The organism is Delftia sp. DLF01, from assembly GCF_014852125.1.
Classification (GTDB): domain Bacteria; phylum Pseudomonadota; class Gammaproteobacteria; order Burkholderiales; family Burkholderiaceae_C; genus Comamonas; species Comamonas acidovorans.
Window position 1 is genome coordinate 1 of the sequence record NZ_JACVAZ010000002.1, and the last position, 20,623, is coordinate 20,623.

At 68.3% G+C, this 20,623-nt stretch carries 18 protein-coding genes and 1 pseudogene; 6 read left to right on the top strand and 13 right to left on the bottom strand.

What is annotated here, in order from left to right:
• Nucleotides 1–195 (bottom strand): annotated as a pseudogene (locus IB269_RS08380) (efflux transporter periplasmic adaptor subunit); the annotation flags it as partial.
• 421 nt (nt 196–616) lie between these two features.
• Between IB269_RS08380 and IB269_RS08385 the strand changes: the two are divergent.
• Nucleotides 617–1,003: a nuclear transport factor 2 family protein gene (locus tag IB269_RS08385; RefSeq protein WP_192366936.1), complete on the top strand. Its 387-nt coding sequence runs from the start codon at nt 617–619 to the stop codon at nt 1,001–1,003.
• Here the strand turns inward: IB269_RS08385 and IB269_RS08390 are convergent.
• The 7 genes from IB269_RS08390 to IB269_RS08420 all read right to left on the bottom strand — a co-directional run bounded on the left by IB269_RS08390 (nt 1,000) and on the right by IB269_RS08420 (nt 8,877).
• Nucleotides 1,000–2,070, bottom strand: coding sequence for an XdhC family protein (locus IB269_RS08390; RefSeq protein WP_063326869.1), 1,071 nt, complete (start codon nt 2,068–2,070; stop codon nt 1,000–1,002). The two genes, IB269_RS08385 and IB269_RS08390, sit on opposite strands and share 4 nt — an antisense overlap.
• A gap of 129 nt (nt 2,071–2,199) precedes the next feature.
• A complete protein-coding gene (locus tag IB269_RS08395) occupies nt 2,200–2,931 on the bottom strand; it encodes a CoxG family protein (RefSeq protein WP_192366937.1) in 732 nt (243 codons plus the stop codon).
• Between the two features lie 38 nt (nt 2,932–2,969).
• Nucleotides 2,970–4,235 carry a vWA domain-containing protein gene (locus tag IB269_RS08400; protein ID WP_192366938.1) on the bottom strand — a complete coding sequence of 422 codons (1,266 nt, stop codon included), beginning with the start codon at nt 4,233–4,235 and terminating at the stop codon, nt 2,970–2,972.
• Nucleotides 4,232–5,170 carry an AAA family ATPase gene (locus tag IB269_RS08405; RefSeq protein ID WP_192366939.1) on the bottom strand — a complete coding sequence of 313 codons (939 nt, stop codon included), beginning with the start codon at nt 5,168–5,170 and terminating at the stop codon, nt 4,232–4,234. Before IB269_RS08405 ends, IB269_RS08400 begins: the two co-directional genes overlap by 4 nt.
• 8 nt (nt 5,171–5,178) lie before the next feature.
• Entirely contained in the window at nt 5,179–5,970 is a 792-nt protein-coding gene (locus IB269_RS08410; protein ID WP_192366940.1) for an FAD binding domain-containing protein, read from the bottom strand.
• A gap of 10 nt (nt 5,971–5,980) precedes the next feature.
• Entirely contained in the window at nt 5,981–8,371 is a 2,391-nt protein-coding gene (locus IB269_RS08415; RefSeq protein WP_192366941.1) for a xanthine dehydrogenase family protein molybdopterin-binding subunit, read from the bottom strand.
• Between the two features lie 29 nt (nt 8,372–8,400).
• Nucleotides 8,401–8,877, bottom strand: a complete 477-nt coding sequence (locus IB269_RS08420) for a (2Fe-2S)-binding protein (protein ID WP_013803615.1) — start codon at nt 8,875–8,877, stop codon at nt 8,401–8,403.
• 280 nt (nt 8,878–9,157) lie between these two features.
• On the opposite strand from IB269_RS08420, the gene IB269_RS08425 reads away from it, so the two are divergent.
• From IB269_RS08425 to IB269_RS08440, 4 genes are all read left to right on the top strand, one after another.
• Nucleotides 9,158–10,324: a helix-turn-helix domain-containing protein gene (locus IB269_RS08425; RefSeq protein ID WP_192366942.1), complete on the top strand. Its 1,167-nt coding sequence runs from the start codon at nt 9,158–9,160 to the stop codon at nt 10,322–10,324.
• A 322-nt stretch (nt 10,325–10,646) separates the two neighbouring features.
• Nucleotides 10,647–11,186, top strand: a complete 540-nt coding sequence (locus tag IB269_RS08430; RefSeq protein ID WP_013803617.1) for a TRAP transporter small permease subunit — start codon at nt 10,647–10,649, stop codon at nt 11,184–11,186.
• Between the two features lie 42 nt (nt 11,187–11,228).
• A complete protein-coding gene (locus IB269_RS08435) occupies nt 11,229–12,791 on the top strand; it encodes a TRAP transporter large permease (RefSeq protein ID WP_013803618.1) in 1,563 nt (520 codons plus the stop codon).
• On the top strand, nt 12,788–13,249 hold the full coding sequence (locus tag IB269_RS08440; RefSeq protein ID WP_013803619.1) for a hypothetical protein: 462 nt from the start codon (nt 12,788–12,790) through the stop codon (nt 13,247–13,249). Before IB269_RS08435 ends, IB269_RS08440 begins: the two co-directional genes overlap by 4 nt.
• 83 nt (nt 13,250–13,332) lie before the next feature.
• Here IB269_RS08440 and IB269_RS08445 read toward each other — a convergent pair whose 3' ends face one another.
• From IB269_RS08445 to xseB, 5 genes are all read right to left on the bottom strand, one after another.
• Nucleotides 13,333–14,412, bottom strand: a complete 1,080-nt coding sequence (locus IB269_RS08445) for a TRAP transporter substrate-binding protein (protein ID WP_013803620.1) — start codon at nt 14,410–14,412, stop codon at nt 13,333–13,335.
• A 159-nt stretch (nt 14,413–14,571) separates the two neighbouring features.
• Nucleotides 14,572–15,666 carry a TRAP transporter substrate-binding protein DctP gene (gene dctP / locus IB269_RS08450; RefSeq protein WP_192366943.1) on the bottom strand — a complete coding sequence of 365 codons (1,095 nt, stop codon included), beginning with the start codon at nt 15,664–15,666 and terminating at the stop codon, nt 14,572–14,574.
• A 190-nt stretch (nt 15,667–15,856) separates the two neighbouring features.
• Nucleotides 15,857–17,737: a 1-deoxy-D-xylulose-5-phosphate synthase gene (gene dxs, locus IB269_RS08455; protein ID WP_034391284.1), complete on the bottom strand. Its 1,881-nt coding sequence runs from the start codon at nt 17,735–17,737 to the stop codon at nt 15,857–15,859.
• A 39-nt stretch (nt 17,738–17,776) separates the two neighbouring features.
• Nucleotides 17,777–18,727: a polyprenyl synthetase family protein gene (locus IB269_RS08460; RefSeq protein WP_012204164.1), complete on the bottom strand. Its 951-nt coding sequence runs from the start codon at nt 18,725–18,727 to the stop codon at nt 17,777–17,779.
• A gap of 8 nt (nt 18,728–18,735) precedes the next feature.
• On the bottom strand, nt 18,736–18,972 hold the full coding sequence (xseB, locus tag IB269_RS08465) for an exodeoxyribonuclease VII small subunit (protein WP_012204163.1): 237 nt from the start codon (nt 18,970–18,972) through the stop codon (nt 18,736–18,738).
• Between the two features lie 340 nt (nt 18,973–19,312).
• On the opposite strand from xseB, the gene IB269_RS08470 reads away from it, so the two are divergent.
• Nucleotides 19,313–20,452, top strand: coding sequence for an aromatic ring-hydroxylating oxygenase subunit alpha (locus IB269_RS08470; protein WP_192366944.1), 1,140 nt, complete (start codon nt 19,313–19,315; stop codon nt 20,450–20,452).
• Nucleotides 20,453–20,623: the final 171 nt, after the last annotated feature.

Consider the following 20,623-nt stretch of genomic DNA (forward strand, 5'->3'; position numbering starts at 1 on the left):
CCCGCCACCCGGGCCGGGCGCACCGGCCGAGGCCTGCTCGCCCTGCGCCGGCGCCCGCTTGTTCCACCACCACAGCCCGCCCCCCGCCACCAGGGCCAGTGCCACCACGCCCCACATCAGGGCGGGCCGTACCCGGCCGCGCTGGCGTACGCCGTGGGCATCTGCAACAAAGGGGCTGCTTGACAGGCGTTTCATGGTCACTGCGGGAAGTCGTGGGAGGAAACCGTGGGTCCGGCCCCGGAACAGGGAACGGCGGCGGATGCGGCTATGGTAGCCAGTCCCATGCTCTCCAAAACGAGGCAGATCGCCGTTTTACGCAGGCATTACCCCCGCTTTACCCCGGCTTTACCCGCTCTGACATGGTCGTTTTCGGAACAGGTCGAGCACCCGTCGGCAGGGTCTCAGACAGGGCATGGCGCTCAAAACACTGTTGACCCAGGCACGGCCAATGCCGGGCGCATCGGCCGAAAAGTCCATTGAAAACAAGGCATTGCACCGCACCCCGGCGCGGGCCGCGCCTCGCCCCCGGTTGGACTGCCCCCCGCGCTTGTGGCTACGATGCGCGGCCGCCGGCCTGCAAGCGCAGGCCGCCATCCATCCGTCCCAGGAGAACACCATGACGACTGCCAACCCACGCCTGACCGACCACCCCGAAGAAGCCGCCGTGCGCTTGCCGCTGGAGCTGTACATGCGCGGCCATGCCGAGGACAACAGCGCCCACATGCGCGCCGCCTTCATGCCCACCGCCCGCATCGAAAGCGTGCGAGAAGGCCCGCTGACCTCCTGGGACATCGACACCTATTGCGCCCGCTTCAAGGGCCAGCCCGCCGCCGACGAGGCCACGCGCCGCCGCAGCATCGACGCCATCGACATCGGCGGTACGGCGGCCAGCGCCAAGATCACCCTGGTGCACGGTGCCATCACCTTCATCGACTACTTCGTGCTGCTCAAGACGGAAGCGGGCTGGAAGATTGCCAACAAGGCCTTCCATGCGGTGGTCTAACCCACCCCGCACACCAGCGGCGTGATGCCCTCGGGCCCGTCATCCTCCAGCGGCTGCGGGGGCTGGGCTGCGGCGAGCTTGCCTTCTTCCACGGTCATGCCGCGCGGCAGGGCCACGCCGTTCTTGGCGGCCAGGACCTCGGCCATGATGCTGACGGCGATTTCGGGAGGCGTCTTGCTGCCTATGTACAGGCCGATGGGGCCGCGCAGGCGCGCCAGTTGCGCGTCGCCCAGGCCGAAGTGCTCGCTCAGGCGCTGCAGGCGCAGCGCGGTGTTGCGGCGCGAGCCGATGGCGCCGACGTAGAAGGCCGGGGATTCCAGGGCTTCCATGAGGGCCAGGTCGTCGAGCTTGGGGTCGTGCGTGAGGCCGATGATGCAGGTGCGCGCATCGGCGCGCATGGTGCGCACGAGGTCGTCGGGCATCTCGCGCGACAGCTGCACGCCGGCCACGCTCCAGTGGCGGCTGTATTCCTCGCGCGGGTCGCAGACGGTGACCGCAAAGCCGTTGAACAGCGCCATGGTGGCCAGGTATTCGGACAGCTGGCCTGCGCCGATGAGCAGCATGCGGTACTCGGGCCCGAAGCTGTTGGCGACCTGCTGTCCGTCATGCACCAGCGGCTCGGGCGCATCGCTGACCTGCTGGGCGACCTGGCCGGTGGCCTTGTCCACGGTGCGCCGCACCATGCGGCCTTCGTCCAGCCATTGGACGAGTTGCTGCAGCGCAGCAGCGTCGGGATTGAATTCGAGCAGCAGCTCCAGCGTGCCGCCGCAGGGCAGGCCGAAGCGGTGGGCCTCGTCGGCGCTGACGCCGTAGCGCAGCAGCCGGGGCGCGCCGTCGCGCAGGGCGTCGGCGTCCGAGGCGTGGCTGTAGCGGGCGATCAGGTCGTCCTCGATGCAGCCGCCGGACACGGAGCCGACCACGGCGCCCGAAGCCCCCAGCGCCATGATGGAGCCGATGGGCCGGGGCGACGAGCCCCAGGTACGCACCACCGTGGCCAGCAGCGCGCGCTCGCCCTGAGCGCGCCATTGCGCGAGGTGGCGCAGAACATGAACATCCAGGTTTTCCATTGCAAATCTCCACGCCGGCACCTGGCTTGCCTGTGCAGCTGGGCGCCTGGCGTTTTTCGGCGGCTATTGTGCTGCGCCAGCGCGCATCGTTCAGGGTGGGTGGAAAAAGCCGTGGGTCGGCGCAAGGACTCAGTACCGCGAGAGCAGCCAGCCGGCGCCCAAAACGACGACGATGGCCAGCCCCCAGCACCACAGCGGGATGGCGCGGCGCGAGCGTTCCTCGGCCTCGGTGGCCGGTGCGGCATCCAGCGGCGTGGCCACGCCGGCTGCGGCGTCGTGCTCCCAGGCCTGGGCGTCCACGGTGGGCTCGATGTGACCGGTTTCATCGGCCAGGCCGGCAGGCAGGTGGGACAGGTCGGCGGTGTCGCCTGCATCGGCAGGCGCTGCCGGCGCGCGCGGGTGGCGCTGCTGCATCAGCGTGTCGAAGCGCGCGAAGAAGTCGTCGGCCATGTTGCGGGCGGCGCCGTCGATCAGCCGCTGGCCCAGCTGGGCGATCTTGCCGCCGACCTGGGCCCGCACGCTGTAGCTGAGCAGGCAACGCGGCTGGCCTGCGGCGTCAGCGGGCTCGGGGGTGAGGGTGACGTCGGCCTCGCCCTTGCCGAAGCCGGCCACGCCGCCCTGGCCTTCAAAGGCGATGCGGTAGCGCTCGGGCGGCGTGATGTCGGACAGCGTGACCTTGCCGCTGAACTTGGCCGATACCGGCCCCACCTTGACCGCCATGCCCACGGCGTACTGGTCATCGCCCAAGGGTTCGAAGCGGTCGCAGCCGGCCAGGCAGGCCTTGAGCGTTTCTGGATCGTTGAGCGCCTCCCAGGCCTGCTGCTGGCTGACGGCAAGGGAACGGCTGGCTTGCATTTCCATGGCAATTCCTTTCTGCGATGGGGGTGGCCGCAAGCGGCTCAGCGGCCTGGCGCCGCCAGCAGCCGCGCCAGGTGACCGGCCAGCTGCTGCAGCGATTCCAGGTTGTGTACCGCAAGCATGGCATGGGCATGACGATGCAGCACGGCCGCCCCCTGGGCCAGTGGGGCATACCCGTCAAAGCGCAGCAGCGGGTTGAGCCACAGCAGCCGCGCGCTGTGGCGGCGCAGCCAGGCCAGTTCGCGGTCCAGCTCGGCGGCATCGCCGGTGTCCAGGCCGTCACTGATGATGAGCACCAGGGTGCGCCGGCCCACCAGGCATGAAACCCGGTGGCGCGCATGCAGGCGGCGCAGTTCGCCCAGGCTGCTGCCCAGGCGGGTGCCGCCGCCAAAGTCGGCAATGGCGGCGTTGGCGCGCTCGAGCATGGCGTCGGTATCGGCCTGGGCAAAGGCCGGGCCCAGGTCGCGCAGCTCGGTGCCGAAGCTGAAGACCTGGCGGCGCAGGCCCGCATGGCGCTGCGTGCCGGTGGCCGCGTGCAGAAAGGCCAGCAACAGCCGCGCATAGCGCTCCATGGAGCCCGAGACATCGACCAGGGCCAGCCAGGGCAGCGGCAGGCGCCGGCGTTCGCGCCGCAGCAGCTGCAGCATTTCGCCGCCATGGTGCGATGCCGCACGCAGGCTGGCAGCCCAGTCGGGCACCGCGCCGCGCTGGCCGGTGCGCGTGCGGCGGCTGCGGTAGCGGGGCAAGGGAAGGGCAATGTCCCTGGCCAGGCGCTGCACCAGCAGGTATTCGCTGGCGCTGAGCTGGTTGAAGTCGGCATGGCGCAGGCGGTGGCGCTCGCTGGCCGTCATGGCGGCGTCCAGCTTCAGCTCTTCATCGACGGCGGCCCTACCCTCGCCTGCCTGGCGGGGCGACAGGGCTTCCTGCACGCGCGGGCGGTGGCGCGGCGCGGACGGCCGGGGCGCCTGCGGCAGCAACTGGGCCAGCAGTTGCCGGGCCACGTCGGGATTGCGGAAGTAGGCGTCGAACAGTTCGCGGAACACGGCGCGGTCCTGGGCGTTGCTCACAAATACGGCCTCCAGCGCTGCGGCCATGTCCTCGCGCGCCAGGCCGACAAGGGACAGGGCCTGCTGGGCCAGCGCCATGCGCCCGCCATCCACGGGCACGCCCGCGCGGCGCAGCGCACGCGCAAAGCCGACCAAGTTGCCGGCGAGCTTGCCGCTGCGCGCATCGCCCAGCCAGCTGGTGCGCTCGCCCCCATCGGCGGCACCGGCGGCACCGGCGGCACCGGCTGCACCAGCCGTCACGGCGCGGGCTCCGGCGCCAGCAGTTGCTGCAGCCGCTCGGGCGTGAGCGCGGCCACGTCCTCGCGCTGCTTGAAGAGGATGCCGGCCGTGTCGTGCACGACTTCGGGATCGACCACCAGGGTGTCCAGCGCCACCAGGGCCTTGGCCCATTCCACGCTTTCGGCAATGCCGGGCACCCGCTGGAAGGCGTCGGCAAAGGGCTGGCTGCGAAGCCGTCCCACGAAGCTCGCCACCTGGGCGGTCAGGGCCTGCCCGGCCCCGGGCACCAGGGCGCGCACGATGGCCAGCTCGCGCTCGCGCCCGGGATAGTCCAGCCAGTGGTAGAGGCAGCGGCGCTTGACGGCGTCGTGCAGGTCGCGCGTACGGTTGCTGGTGAGCACGGTCACGGGCGGCACGCGCGCCGCCACCGTGCCCAGCTCGGGAATGCTGACCTGGTACTCGCCCAGGTATTCGAGCAGGAAGGCCTCGAAGGGCTCGTCGGCGCGGTCGATCTCGTCGATCAGCAGCACGGCGCCGGGCTCGGGCTGCTGCAGGGCCTGCAGCAGCGGGCGGCTTACCAGATAGCGCTCCTGGTACACCTCCTGCTCGGCGCGCTGCAGTCGGTCCTGCTGCGGTGCGGCCGCGGGCTGCGTCGAGGCCAGCTCGGCCGCGCGCAGGTGCAGCAGCTGGGCCGCGTAGTTCCATTCATACAGCGCCTCGCGCTGCTCCATGCCGTCATAGCACTGCAGCCGGATCAGGCGGCGCGCCAGCACGCGTGCCAGCGCCTGGGCCAGCGCGGTCTTGCCAACGCCGGGCTCGCCCTCCAGCAGCAACGGCCGCTGCAGCCGCAGGGCCAGGAAGACGGCCGTGGCCAGGCGCCGGTCGGCGAAATAGCCTTCGGCCTGCAGCGCGGCGACCAGGGCGTCTATGGAGGCAATGGCTTGCTCGGAAGGCATCCGCCGTGTCACCCCAGCATCTGCGATACCGCACGCTGCGCCTGCACGCTGATCAACTGCGCCCGGTAGCGCGCGCTGGCATGCAGGTCGCTGTTGAGGTCGGCATGGTCGATCAGCACCTGGGCGGCCGCGTCGGGCGTGAAGCTCTGGTTGAGCGCGGCCTCCAGCCCCGCATGGCGGAACACGCTGAGCCCGGCGCCCGTGATGGCCACGCGCACGCCGCTGTCGGTCTGGGCGACGAAGACGCCCACCAGGGCGAAGCGCGAGGCGGGCTGCTTGAACTTGAGGTAGGCGGCCTTCCTCGGCACGGGAAAGCGCACGGCCGTGATCAGCTCGCCGCTGCCCAGCGCCGTGGTGTACATGCCCTGGAAGAAGTCGTCGGCCGCGATCTCGCGCCGGTCGGTGACGACGGTGGCGCCCAGGCCCAGCACGGCGCTGGGGTAGCAGGCAGCGGGGTCGTTGTTGGCCAGCGAGCCGCCGATGGTGCCGCGCGCGCGCACCTGGCGGTCGCCGATGCCGCCTGCCAGCTCGGCCAGGGCCGGGATGGCGGCCTGGACCTGCGGGTTGGCGGCCACGTCGGCATGGCGCGTCATGGCGCGGATTTCCACGGTCTGGCCGTTGACGGCGATGCCGGCCAGGCCCTGGACGCGGTTCAGGTCCACGATCTGTTCGGGCCGCGCCAGGCGCAGGCGCATCGATGGCAGCAGGCTCTGGCCGCCGGCCAGGTACTGGCCTCCCTGCGCGGCCAGCGCGGCAGCGTCGGCCGTGGTGCCCGGGGCTTCATAGGTGAATGCGTACATGGCGCTCTCCTCAGGAGGTGGCTGCGGCGTCGATGGCCGACCAGACACGGTGCGGGCTGGCCGGCATGTCCAGGTCCCTGACACCCAGGGGATGCAGTGCGTCAAGCACGGCATTGATGACGGCGGGCGGCGAGCCGATGGCCCCCGCCTCGCCGCAGCCCTTGGTGCCCAGCGGGTTGTGCGTGCAGGGCGTGCAGACGGTGCCGAGCTTGAATTCGGGGAAGTCGTCGGCGCGCGGCATGGCGTAGTCCATGAAGCTGCCGGTGAGCAGCTGGCCGGTCTCGCGGTCGTAGACGCAGTTTTCCAGCAGCGCCTGGCCTATGCCCTGGGCCACGCCGCCGTGCACCTGGCCCTCGACGATCATGGGATTGATGATGGTGCCGAAGTCGTCCACGGCGCTGAAGCGGTCCACGCGCACCACGCCCGTGGCCGGGTCCACCTCGACCTCGCAGATGTAGGTGCCTGCGGGAAAGGTGAAGTTGGTGGGGTCGTAGAAGGCGGTTTCGTTGAGGCCGGGCTCCAGCTTGTCCAGCGGATAGTTGTGCGGCACATAGGCGGTGAGCGCGATCTGGGCGAAGGGGATTTTCTTGTCCGTGCCACGCACCGTGAACTCGCCGCCCGCGAAGTCGATGTCGGCGTCGCTGGCCTCCATCAGGTGGGCCGCGATCTTCTTGGCCTTGGCCTCGATCTTGTCCAGCGCCTTCATGATGGCCGCGCCGCCCACGCTGATGGAGCGCGATCCGTAAGTGCCCATGCCGAAGGGCACGCGGCCCGTGTCGCCGTGGACGATGTCCACGTTCTCCACGGGTATTCCCAGGCGCGCGGCCACCACCTGGGCAAAGGTGGTCTCGTGCCCCTGGCCGTGGCTGTGCGAGCCCGTGAACACGGTGACGCTGCCCGTGGGGTGCACGCGCACCTCGCCGCATTCGAACAGGCCGGCCCGCGCGCCCAGGGCGCCCGCGATGTTGCTGGGCGCCAGGCCGCAGGCTTCGATGTAGCTGCTGTAGCCCAGGCCGCGCCTGAGGCCCCGCGCCTCGCTGTCGGCACGGCGCGCGGCAAAGCCGGCCACGTCGGCCAGGGCCTCGGCCTTGTCCATGCAGGCGCCATAGTCGCCCACGTCGTACTGCAGGGCCACGGGCGTCTGGTAGGGGAAGCTGGTGACGAAGTTGCGCCGCCGGATCTCGGCCTGCGACAGGTTCAGCTGCCAGGCGCAGCGGCTGACCAGGCGCTCCAGCAGGTAGGTGGCCTCGGGCCGGCCCGCGCCCCGGTAGGCATCGACGGGTGCGGTGTGGGTGAACCAGGCATCGACCTCCACATAGACCTGGGGCGTGGCGTACTGGCCCGCCAGCAAGGTGGCATAGAGGATGGTGGGCACGGCGCTGGCGAAGGTGCTCAGGTAGGCGCCCAGGTTGGCATCCGTGTGCACGCGCATGGCCAGGAACTTGCCGCTGGCGTCCATGGCCATCTCGGCATGGCTGACGTGGTCGCGGCCATGCGCGTCGGTGAGGAAGGACTCGCTGCGGTCGGCCGTCCACTTGATGTTGCGGTTGAGCTTTCGCGCACCCCAGGTCAGGCAGACATCCTCGGCATACAGGAAGATCTTGGAGCCGAAGCCGCCGCCCACGTCGGGCGCGATCACGCGCACCTTGTGCTCGGGCAGGCCCATGACGAAGGCCGTCATCAGCAGCCGCTCGACGTGCGGGTTCTGGTTGGCCACGTACAGCGTGTACTCGTCATTGGCGCGGCTGTAGCTGCCGATGGCCGCGCGCGGCTCCATGGCATTGGGGATCAGCCGGTTGTTGACCAGGTCCAGCTGGGCGACGTGGGCGGCACCGGCGAACACGGCATCCACGGCGGCCTTGTCGCCGATGGCCCATTTGTAGCAGTGGTTGTCGGGGGCGATGTCATGCACCACCGCGCCGGGCACGCTGCCGGCCGCCGCGTCGGCCACCAGCACCACGGCGGGCAGCGGGTCGTAGTCCACCTCCACCAGCTCGGCCGCGTCGCGCGCCTGCTCAAGCGTCTCGGCCACGACCATGGCGACCTGGTCGCCCACGTAGCGCACGGTGTCCAGCGCCAGGATGGGATGCGGCGGCTCCTTCATGGGCTCGCCGTTGGTGCTGGTGATCAGCCAGCCGCAGGGCAGGCCGTTGATCTTGTCGGCCGCCACGTCGGCGCCCGTGAGCACGCCGATGACGCCGGGCGCGGCCTTGGCCGCATCGGTGGAAACGGAGCGCACACGCGCATGCGCGTGCGGCGAGCGCACGAACACCGCATGGGCCTGGGCGGCCAGCGCGATGTCGTCGGTGTACTGGCCCGCGCCCGTGAGGAAGCGGTAGTCCTCCTTGCGCTTGACGGGCTCGCCGATGTGGGGGAGCTTGGAAAAGTCGGATGCACCCATGGCTGTCTCCTTGTGGTGACCTGCGGCGCTCAGGCCGCAGGCCCTGCCATGGCCTGGCTGCCCTTTTTCACGGCGGCCACGATGTTCTGGTAGCCCGTGCAGCGGCACAGATTGCCCTCCAGCGCCTCGCGGATCTCGCGATCGCCCGCGCACGGCTGGCGCTGGCACAGGTCCACGGCGCTCATGACCATGCCTGGCGTGCAAAAGCCGCATTGCAGGCCGTGGCACTCCTTGAAGGCGGCCTGCATGGGGTGCAGGCCGCCGTCGATATCCGCCAGCCCTTCGATGGTGCGCACCTCGCAGCCCTCAGCCTGCACGGCCAGCATGGCGCAGGACTTGACGGCGTGGCCGTCGACGATGACGGTGCAGGCCCCGCACTGGCTGGTGTCGCAGCCCACATGCGTGCCGGTCAGGCGCAGGTGCTCGCGCAGCGCATGCACGAGCAAGGTGTTGGGCGGAACGTCGATGCGCTGCGCGCGCCCGTTGACGGTGAGCTGGACATTCATCGTGCTGTCTCCTGCCTGTGATCGGCGGTGATCTGGAACGTGGGGGAACGCCGGGAACCTCGCCTGCCATGGTCGCCCTGCCCGCAGGCGCCCGTTCTAGGGTTGACCCGCAAGCCCGGGCCGGGCGGCGCGGATATTCTCAAAATGACACAGTTGCCTGCGCAGCCTCCGTCATCAGCGGCCGGGTCTTCGCCTGCGCCCGCTTCTGCGCCCCGCTTCTGCACCCGCCTGCCAGCCCGTTCGCAATCCCTTGCCAGCCAGCCACAGGAGTTCCCGTCCCATGTTCTCCCTGAGCCCCGACGCCGCGCAGCCCTGCCCCGCCGATCCGCGCCACCAGCAGGTCGCCCGGGCCCGCAGCCTGGTTTTCGGCGATCAGGCGCTGGCCGGTTCACCGCCCGGCATCGCACCCTGGCTGTGGCGCTCCTGGCAGCGCTGCCTGGCGGCAGGCCGCCGCCCGGACGAGCGCGTGGTCTACGAAGCATTGGGGCCGCATGCGCTGCGCCAGACCCGTGATGGCCATGAGGTGCTGCTGCAGGCCGCGCGCCCCGTGATGGCCCAACTGGTGGGCGCCGTGGGCGCCATGCACTACTTCAGCCTGCTGACCGATGCACGCGGCACGGTGCTGGAGGTGCAGGGGCCGCTGGAGCGCAGCGACATCCGCGTGCAGGCCATCGCCCGCGTGGGCGTGGACCTGTCCGAGCAGGGCGTGGGCACCACGGCCATTGGCGCGGCCCTGGCCGAGCACAGCCCCGTCTGGCTGCACCGGGCCGAGCATTTCTTCGAGGCCAACCGCCACTACAGCTGCGCGGGTGCGCCGCTGTCCGGCCCGGACGGCCGCTGCCTGGGCATGCTGGACATCACGGGCGTGGATGTGCCGGAGCGGCCCGAACTCATGCACCTGGCGCTGCGCTGCGCCCGCGCCATCGAGGACCGCCTGCTGCGCGCCCTGCCCCATGCCCTGCTGCTGCACCTGAACTGGCCCGGCGGGCCGCTGGGCCAGGAGGGCGAAGGCCTGCTGGCCGTGGACGCCGAAGGGCATGTGGCGGGCAGCAATACCCTGGCCCGCCAGCTCGTGCCCCAGCCGCTGTCGCTGCCGGGCCAGCCACTGCACTGCAGCGAACTGCTGGCCATGCCCTGGACGGCGCTGGTGGACCATGCGCGCCAGCGCCCCAACGAGCCGCTGCGCCTGCCGCTGTGGTCGGGCCTGCGGCTGCAGGCCCTGGTGCAGCCCGGCCCCCAGCTGCGCCAGCTGCTGCCTGCGCTGGGCACGGCAGCGCTGGCCGCCGCCGCCCAGCCCAGCCCGCTGCGCGCCAGCGAGGGCGTGCTGATCGAGCAGGCCCTGCAGGACGCCCAGGGCAATGTGACCCGGGCCGCCCGCGCGCTGGGCATCAGCCGCGCCACGCTGTACCGCAAACTGGGGGCCCGCAAGCCGGTTTCACCGCCCTGAAGGCCGGTGTACTGGGGTTCCTACCGATTTCTTAGGGGGTGGATACGGCCGCGAACCCTGGCGGGTCTTCGTAAAATCCAGGCTTTCCGGTCCAGGCGCCGACAAGAGCGCAGCGCACAGGCCTACAGGCCGCCGCTTGAAGGACCCCACAGCCTATCCTTTGGAGACACCATGCAGGCTCTATGCACAACACCCCAGTCCCACGGCGCAAGCCAGGCACCGGCACGCCCGGCACGTTCCACCGCTCCCGCGGGCGCAAGCCTCTCCATCTAGCCATCGGCCCCAGCGGGCCTATTTTTTTGTTCATACAAGGAGAGCAAGCGTGTCAGGACTCCTCAAATTCGCCATGGGCATGGACTGGGTATCCACCAAACTCAGCAAGGTCGCGGGCTGGGCCGTGCTCGCTGCCGCACTGATCTCCGCAGGCAATGCGGTCACGCGCTACGGGCTGGACATGAGCTCCAACGCCTGGCTGGAGATCCAGTGGTACCTGTTCGGCACCACGGTGATGCTGGGCGCGCCGCTGGTGCTCAAGCTCAACGAGCATGTGCGCGTGGACATCATCTACGGCAAGCTGCGCGGCAAGGGGCCGGTCTTCGTGGACCTGTTCGGCCTGATCTTCTTCCTGCTGCCGGTGATGGGCCTGCTCACCTGGCTGACCTGGCCCTTCTTCTGGAACATGTTCGTGACCAAGGAGATGTCCGGAAACATCGGCGGTCTGATCCGCTGGCCCGCCGGCCTGCTGCTACCCCTGGGCTTTGGCGCCATGTTCCTGCAGGGCGTGGCCGAGATCATCAAGCGCGTTGCCTATCTCAACGGCAGCTACGCGATGACGACGCACTACGAGAAGCCGGTTCAGTAACCCCGGCCCCGCTCCCACCGACTTCTCCAGGACGACACCAGAATGCACATGGAAAACTTTGCCCCGATCATGTTCACGGGGCTGATCGTGATCATGCTGATCGGCTTCCCCGTCGCGTTTTCGCTCGCGGCGCTGGGCCTGTTCAGCGGCTTCTTCGCCATCGAAATGGGTTGGTTCCCCGCCAACTTCATGTCCACCCTGCCGATCAACATGTTCGGCATCCTCTCCAATGACCTGCTGCTGGCCATCCCCTTCTTCACACTGATGGGCGCGGTGCTGGAGAAATGCGGCCTGGCCGAGGACATGCTCGACTCCATGGGTCAGCTGTTCGGCCCCGTGCGCGGCGGCCTGGGCTACTCGGTCATCATCGTGGGCTTCATCCTGGGCGCCATCACGGGCACCGTGGCCGGCCAGGTGATCGCCATGGCCATGATCTCGCTGCCGGTGATGATGCGCTATGGCTACAACATGCGCTACGCAACGGGCGTGCTGGCGGCCTCGGGCACCATCACGCAGCTGGTGCCGCCCTCGCTGGTGCTGATCGTCATGGCCGACCAGCTCGGCCGCTCGGTGGGTGACATGTACAAGGGCGCCTGGGGCCCGGCCATCCTGCAGGTGCTGATCTTCGCCATCTACACCTTCATCCTGGGCCGCATCCGCCCCGAGTACGTGCCCGGCCTGCCCCGCACGGCACGCACGCTGCACGGCTGGGCGCTGTGGGGCAAGTGCCTGCGCGGCATCATTCCCTCGGCCATCCTGATCTTTGCGGTGCTGGGCTCCATGGGCGGCCTGCCCTTCATGGACCATGCCATCGCCACGCCCACCGAAGCCGGCGCCATGGGCGCTGTGGGCTCGTTGATCCTGGCGGCCATCCACAAGCGCCTGAACTGGCAGCTGCTCAAGGAGGCCATGGACGGCACCATGCGCCTGACGGCCATGGTGGTCTTCATCCTGATCGGCTCGCGCGTGTTCTCGCTGGTGTTCCAGGGCGTGGACGGCGCCATCTGGATCGAGCACATGCTCACCGACCTGCCGGGCGGCCAGATCGGCTTCCTGATCGTGGTGAACATCTTCATCTTCTTCCTGGCGTTCTTCCTGGACTTCTTCGAGATCGCCTTCATCATCTTGCCCCTGCTGGGCCCGGTGGCGCACAAGCTGGGGATCGATCTGGTCTGGTTCGGCGTGCTGCTGTGCGTGAACATGCAGACCTCGTTCATGCACCCGCCCTTCGGCTTTGCGCTGTTCTACCTGCGCGGCATCTCGGACACGCTGTTCAAGGAAAAGCGCATTGACCGGCCCGTCAAGTCCAGCGACATCTACATGGGTTCCATTCCCTGGGTGGTGATGCAGCTGATCCTGGTGGCCATCGTGATCTTCTTCCCGCAGACCGTGACCGTCTTCCTCGACAAGGAGGTGGTCGTGGACCTGGACAAGGTCCAGCTGGAGATGCCGGCCGACATGCAGCCGCAGGGCGGCAGCATCGACCTGGACAATCCGTTCGGCGCGTCCGCAGATACACCGCCCGCCGATACGCCACCCGCTGACACGCCCGCAGCGCCCGATGCTGCACCGGCTCCGGCTGAACCGGCAGCGCCCGCGCAATGACGCAGGAGCCGTCCACTGCGGCGCTGGAAAGCGCCGCCTACCCTCCGCTGGTGCGCGTGATGGCCGTGGCCATCGTGCTTGCACTGGCGGCCTTCGCTGCCTGGTCGGCGCCCGCATTGAGCGATGCGCAATGGTCGTTCGCCAGCCTGAGCACCTATGCGCTGGCCGCCGTGCTCATCGCCTGGGTGGGCTGGTGGATGGTCTTCAGCCGCACCCGATACCAGGACGGCGAGCTGACCCAGACCTGGCTCTGGGACAAGCGCGTGCAGGCGCGCGAGGTGGCCACCTTCAAGATCGTGCACTGGCCCTGGCTGCAGGGCTTGGTGGCGCCGCGCATGCTGGTGCGAAGGCGCAACGGCTCCATCGCCTGGATGCATTCGGCCGACCCGCGCCTGCTGGTCGCCTTCGGCGAAGCCGTAGTGCAGCAAGGCATGCAGCCCGCAGCGGCACAAACCTGAAGCCGCGCCAAAGAAAAAGCCCCGCTGGTATTGCGCCAGCGGGGCTTTTTTGTCGCGCAGCAGGCCTTGCGGCCTGCCTGCGCTCACAGCTTCTGTTGCTGCATGAAGCGGTCGAAGGTGCCTTCGGTGAAGCGGAACCAGGCGTTCTGGTCGGCCAGGAACTTGGCGTAGTCGGTGTAGACCTTCTTCCACTCGGGATTGGTGTTGTTCAGGTCGGCATAGATCTGCTGGGCCGACTTGAAGGCGGCCGTCATCACGTCCTGCGTGAACGGGCGCAGCTTGGTGCCCGAGCCCACCAGCTGCTTGATGGCAACGGGGTTCTTGGCGTCGTACTTGGCCAGCATGGTCACGTGGGCGTGCGAGGCGGCAGCCTCCACCACGGCCTTGTATTCGGCCGGCAGGCCTTCCCAGGCCTTGGTGTTGATGTAGAAGTCCAGCTGCGGACCGCCTTCCCACCAGCCGGGGTAGTAGTAGAAGGGCGCGACCTTGTTGAAGCCCAGCTTCTGGTCGTCATAGGGACCCACCCATTCCAGCGCGTCGATCGTGCCCTTTTCCAGCGCGGGATAGAGGTCGGCGCCGGGGATGGACTGGGGGATCACACCGAAGGGCTCCAGCACCTTGCCCGCAAACGGGTTGGTGCGGAACTTCAGGCCCTTGAGGTCGGCGACCGACTTGATTTCCTTGCGGAACCAGCCGCCCATCTGCGCGCCCGTGTTGCCGCCGGGCAGGTTGATGATGTTGTACTTGGCGTAGAACTCGCGCATGAGCTTGAGGCCGTTGCCCTCGTACATCCATGCGTTCATCTGGCGGGCGTTCAGGCCGAAGGGAACAGCGCAGCCCAGGCAGAAGGTAGGGTCCTTGCCGTAGAAGTAGTAGGGAGCGGTGTGGGCCATTTCCACGGCCGCGCTCTGCACGCCGTCCACCACGCCGAAGGCCGGCATCAGTTCGCCGCCTGCGTGCACCGAGATCTGGAACTTGCCGCTGGTGGCTTCACTGACCTTCTTGGAGAAGACTTCCGCCGTGCCGTAGATGGTGTCCAGGGACTTGGGGAAGCTCGATGCCAGGCGCCAGCGGATCGCCGCTTGCGCATGCACGGCGGGGGCTGCACCAGCAGCCAGGATGCCGGCGATACCGGCGTTTTTGAGGATGGAACGACGATCCACTTCACTCTCCTTGATGAACGGAATTTCTGGGCGGGCTGCCAATCTGTGTCAGCTTGTATGACCGCCTGAAAATGTACATGAGGAGAGGGCAGGCACCGCCCCCAAATGGGCTGTGCCTTCTAGGAACTTCTACCTACGAAACGCCCGCAACTCTCGCGCTCACAGCCGCACCACGCTCATGTAGCTGCTGTAGCGGAATTCGGAAAAACGGTCCCACAGCAGCTGGTCGCGCTGGAAGCTGCGCAGGCTGTGGTGGATCTTCTTGAACTGGGGTGACTTGGCGTCGTTCTCGGCCAGCACTTCCATGGAGGCCTTGAAGCCCGCATCCATGAAATCCTTGGGAAAGGCGCGCAGCTGGACCTTGTCGCCCAGCAGCTTCTTGAGGGCCCCAGGATTCAGCGCCACATAGCGCGAGGTCATCTCGCGCGCGGCCACGGCGGCAGCGGCATCGACCATGGCGCGGAACTCGGGCAGCAGCGACGCATAGGCCTTGGTGCTGATGAAGAAGGACAGCTCGGCGCCACCCTCCCACCAGCCCGGGTAGTAGTAGTAGGGGGCGACCTTGCTGAAGCCCAGCTTCTGGTCATCGTAGGGGCCGACGAATTCGGCCGCGTCCAGTGTGCCCTTCTCCAGTGCCTGGTAGGTGTCGCCCACGGGAATGTTGTGGGCGACCACGCCTAGCTTGTGCATGGTGTCGCCAAACAGGCCGCCGCCTAGGCGCATGCGCAGGCCCTTGAGATCGGACAGGGTCTTGATCTCCTTGCGGAACCAGCCGCCCATCTGCGTGCCGGTGTTGCCCGCGCTCAGGCTCTTGATGCCGTACTGGGCATAGAAGTCGTCCATGAGCTTGCGGCCGCCGCCGTGCTCCATCCAGGCGTCCATCTGGCGCGCGGTCAGGCCGAAGGGAATGGCGCAGCCCAGCGCGAAGATGTAGTCCTTGTCGGTGAAGTAGTAGGGTGCCGTCAGCGCCATCTCCACGGTGCCGTTCTGTATGCCATCGACGACGCCGAAGGCCGGCATCAGCTCGCCGGCCGGGTGCACGCTGACCTCGAACCGCCCGGCAGACAAGGCCTTGAGCGTGCGCGCAAAGGTCTCGGCCGAGCCCAGGATGGTGTCCAGCGACTTGGGAAAGCTCGCAGCCAGCCGCCAGCGCACCGTGCCTGCCGCCGCATCCTGCGCGTGGACTGCGGGTACGGCCGCCGCTGCCAGCACGCCGGCCATGCCTGCATGTTTGATGAGTGAGCGACGGTCCATGGATGGCTCTCCCTGATGGCCTTTTTCAGCAAAAAAAACGCACGTCTGCACGTGCGTTCGCTACTGTAGCAGGCGCCAGCCCTGCCAACGGTCCCGCAGCGCGCCTGAAGAGGCTCCCGCAGGCCGCCCGGCGCCAGCTGGCGCGGCCTGCGGCGCATCTGACGGAAAGCTTGCGGGGCGCCAGCCCTGCTCAGGCTACCGCGCGCTCGGGTGCCAGATGGGCGCGCACCGAGGCCTCGATGCCCGCCGCATCCAGGCCCTGCAGGGCCAGCAGCTTGGCGGGATCGCCGTGCTCGATGAACTCGTCGGGCAGGCCCAGCTGCAGCAGCTGGCGCGTGATGCCGGCGGCCTGCAGCGACTCGGCCACGGCGCTGCCTGCGCCGCCCATGATGCAGCCCTCTTCCACGGTGACGATGAGCTCGTGCGTGGAGGCCACCTGGCGCAGCAGTTCCTCGTCCAGCGGCTTGGCCCAGCGCATGTTGACCACGGTGGCGTCCAGCGCCTCGGCTGCGGCCAGGGCCGGGTACAGCAGGGTGCCGAAGGCCAGGATGGCGACCTGCTTCTTGGCAGACTCGCGGCGCACCTCGCCTTTGCCGAAGGGCAGGCCCTCCAGGCTCTCCAGCGGGGCCACACCCACGCCCGCGCCACGCGGGTAGCGCACGGCCACGGGATGGTCCTGCTCGTAGGCGGTGGTGAGCAGCTGGCGGCATTCGCGCTCGTCGGCCGGGCAGGCCATGCTCATGTGCGGAATGCAGCGCACGAAGGCGATGTCATACGCACCTGCGTGCGTGGCGCCATCGGCGCCGACCAGGCCCGCGCGGTCCAGCGCAAAGACCACGGGCAGCTTTTGCAGCGCCACGTCGTGGATCAACTGGTCGTAGCCGCGCTGCAGGAAGGTCGAATAGATGGCGACCACGGGCTTGAGGCCCTCGCAGGCCATGCCGGCCGCGAAGGTGACCGCATGCTGCTCGGCAATGCCCACGTCGTAGTAGCGGCCCGGAAAGCGCTTGTGGAATTCCACCATGCCCGAGCCCTCGCGCATGGCGGGGGTGATGCCCACCAGGCGCTGGTCCTTGTCCGCCATGTCGCACAGCCAATGGCCGAAGACCTGGGTGAAGGTCTGCTTCGGGGGCGTGGCCGGCTTGACCAGGCCCACGCTGGGATCGAACTTGCCGGGGCCGTGGTAGGCCACGGGATCGGCCTCGGCCAGCTTGTAGCCCTGGCCCTTCTTGGTGACCACGTGCAGGAACTGCGGGCCCTTGAGGCTCTTGATGTTCTCCAGCGTGGGGATCAGCGAATCGAGGTCATGCCCGTCGATGGGGCCGATGTAGTTGAAGCCGAAGTTCTCGAACAGCGTGGCCGGCACGACCATGCCCTTGGCCTGCTGCTCCAGCCGCTTGGCCAGCTCCAGCAGCGGCGGCACCTGCTTGAGCACGCTCTTGCCCATGTCGCGTGCCTTGGCGTAGAACTGCCCGCTCATGAGCTGGGCCAGGTAGCGGTTGAGCGCGCCCACGGGCGGGCTGATGCTCATGTCGTTGTCGTTGAGGATGACCAGCAGGTTGGCATCGGTCACGCCGGCGTTGTTCAGCGCCTCGAAGGCCATGCCGGCCGTCATGGCGCCGTCGCCGATGACGGCGATGGCGCGGCGGTCCTCGCCCTTTTGCTTGGCGGCCAGGGCCATGCCCAGGGCGGCCGAGATGCTGGTGGAGGAGTGCGCTGTGCCGAAGGTGTCGTACGGGCTCTCGGCGCGCTGCGGAAAGCCCGACAGGCCGCCGAACTGGCGCAGCGAGGCCATGCGCTCGCGCCGGCCCGTGAGGATCTTGTGCGGATAGGTCTGGTGGCCCACGTCCCAGACCACGCGGTCGTAGGGCGTGTCGAACACCGCATGCAGCGCCACCGTCAGCTCCACCGTCCCCAGGTTGGAACTCAGATGCCCGCCGGTCTTGGAGACGCTGTCGAGCACATAGGCACGCAGTTGCTGGGCCAGGGTCTTGAGTTCGGCACGCGACAGACGCCTCAGATCCGCGGGATCGTCGATGGTCTGCAGCAGGGAGTAGGTGTTCGTGGTCATGCTAGGTATCTTGGAGCGGCAAGGCCGCGGTCCGTATTGTCAGTGGGTGCGGCTCACCACCATGTCGGCAAGCGCCGCCAACGCGCGGGTATCAGGCAGGCCGCTGCGCGCCAGCGCCGCGTGCGCCAGGGCGCACAGCTCGTCGGCATGGGCGCGGGCCTGGTCCAGGCCCAGCAGCGAGACGTAGGTCGGCTTGTCGTTGGCCGCGTCCTTGCCGGCCGTCTTGCCCAGGGTGGCCGAGTCGGCCACCACGTCGAGGATGTCATCCACCACCTGGAAGGCCACGCCCAGCGCCTGCCCGTAGTCGGACAGCGCCTGCCAGGCCTGGGCATCCACGCCCTCCTTGCAGGCCGCGCCCATGAGCACGCTGGCATGCAGTAGGGCGCCGGTCTTGAGGCGGTGCATCTCGCGCAGCTGGGCCTCGCTCAGTTGCAGGCCCACGCTGGCCAGGTCGATGGCCTGGCCACCGGCCATGCCCTGCGCGCCTGCGGCACGGCCCAGCAGCCGGCACAGCCGCGCCTGCAGGGCGTCAGGCATGCTGCCGGCCTGATCGGGCTCGGGAACGAGCAGCTCGAAGGCCAGCGCCTGCAGCGCATCGCCAGCCAGCAGGGCCGAGGCTTCGCCGAACTGCACATGCACCGTGGGCTTGCCACGGCGCAGCACGTCGTTGTCCATGCAGGGCATGTCGTCGTGCACCAGCGAATAGGCATGGATCAACTCCACCGCGCAGCCGGCACGCACGGCGGCGGGCTGCAGGCCATCGACGGCCTCGGCGGCGGCCCAGACCAGCAGCGGGCGCAGGCGCTTGCCGCCATCGAGCACGGCGTAGCGCATGGCCTCGCCCAGGCCTGCGGGCGCATCCACGCCCACCCATTGCGACAGCGCGCTTTCGGTGCGCGCCAGGCGATCGGTCATCCAGCAGGGGAAATCCAGCGCGCCGGGGCCGGCAGGCTGGGAAACATCGGAAGCGCAAGTCATCACGGCACTCATGGCAATCTTCAATCCTGGCTCCACGGGGCCAGCGTCCCCTCGTCAAGCACCTTGACCTGTTCCTGCACCGCGTCGAGCTGGCCGCGGCAATAGCCGAGCAGCTGCGCCGCGCGCTGGTAGCCTGTCAGCATCTGCTCCAGAGGCAGCTGGCCCGACTCGATCTGCGCGATGAGCTGCTCCAGCTCCTGCAGCGCGGATTCGTAACTGGTGGGCTCGGCAAGAGCCTTGGGAGCAGCCTTGGGCATGGTGCGATGGCGGTGCGTTGTGGGGAACCGACGATTCTAGGCGCCCCTCCATGACCGTGCCGCCAATAACCGGACAGCCCTTGACAGGAGGCATCCGGCGCGCGCAATACACGTACCGGGCATCCGGAAATAACCCCACGGGCTATAATCCCATTCCCCGTCAAACCGGCCCCTTGCCTGGGCATACGGTCGGGCTCATCGACAAGAGACAGCGCCTCGGGCGCCGCTTCTTTTCACGTCGTGAAGCCTGCCTCCATGTCCAGGAACGGCCGGTTTTGCTTTTTCCAATCCCGTGCGCACGCGCACCCTCCCTGTGGGGAGTCTTTAGGTCAGGTCACCCATGTCTGATTTAAGTCTTCAACTGCAGCAGGCCGCAAGCCAACTACCAGTTTCCAGTTACTTCGACCCTGCGTTGTTCCAGCGCGAGTTGGAGACCATCTTTCAACGCGGCCCGCGCTACGTGGGCCACCAACTGGCCGTTCCCGAGATAGGCGACTACTACGCCCTGCCCCAGGAAAAGGAAGGCCGCGCTCTGGTGCGCAATGCCGGGGGGCAGGTGGAGTTGATCTCCAACGTCTGCCGCCACCGCCAGGCCGTGATGCTCAAGGGCCGGGGCAATCTGATGACCGAAGGCAAGGGCCATGCGGGGGGCAACATCGTCTGCCCGCTGCACCGCTGGACCTACAGCACCAGCGGCGAGCTGCTGGGCGCACCGCACTTCAGCCACGATCCCTGCCTGAACCTGAACAACTACCGGCTGCGCGAGTGGAACGGCCTGCTGTTCGAGGACAACGGCCGCGACATCGAGTCCGATCTGGCCGGCATGAAGCTGCGCGAGCAGCTGAGCTTCGAGGGTTTCGTGCTCGACCATGTCGAGATGCACGAGTGCAACTACAACTGGAAGACCTTCATCGAGGTCTACCTCGAGGACTACCACGTGGGCCCCTTCCACCCGGGCCTGGGCAACTTCGTGACCTGCGACGACCTGCAGTGGGAGTTTGCCAAGGAGTACTCGGTGCAGACCGTGGGCGTGGCGCCCGGCTTTGCCCAGCCCGGCTCGGACACCTACAGGAAGTGGCACGACGTGCTGCTGGCCTACCGCAACGGCGAGCTGCCCGAACGCGGCGCGATCTGGCTGACCTACTACCCCCACATCATGGTGGAGTGGTATCCGCACGTGCTCACGGTCTCGACCCTGCACCCGCTGGCGGTGGACCGGACGCTGAACGTGGTCGAGTTCTACTACCCCGAGGAGATCGCGGCCTTCGAGCCTGAATTCGTGCAGGCGCAAAAGGCTGCCTACATGGAGACCTGCATCGAGGACGACGAGATCGGCGAGCGCATGGACGCCGGCCGCAGGGCACTGTATGAGCGCGGCGACAACGAAGTCGGACCCTACCAGAGCCCCATGGAAGACGGCATGCAGCACTTCCATGAGTGGTATCGCGGCGTGATGGGTGACGCAGTCCCCGCACGCTGATCTGCTCCGGCTCTCCCGACGGCCCGCATTCGTGCGGGCCGCTTGCATCGGGCCGTCAGTATTGAGCGGCAGGCCCGCCGCCCAGCTCCTCTGAATGCAAGCGCCCTGATGTGCCCAATGGGCAGGGCTGGCGGCGGCAATGCATCCCGAGGCAAGTCCAATGTCTTGGCT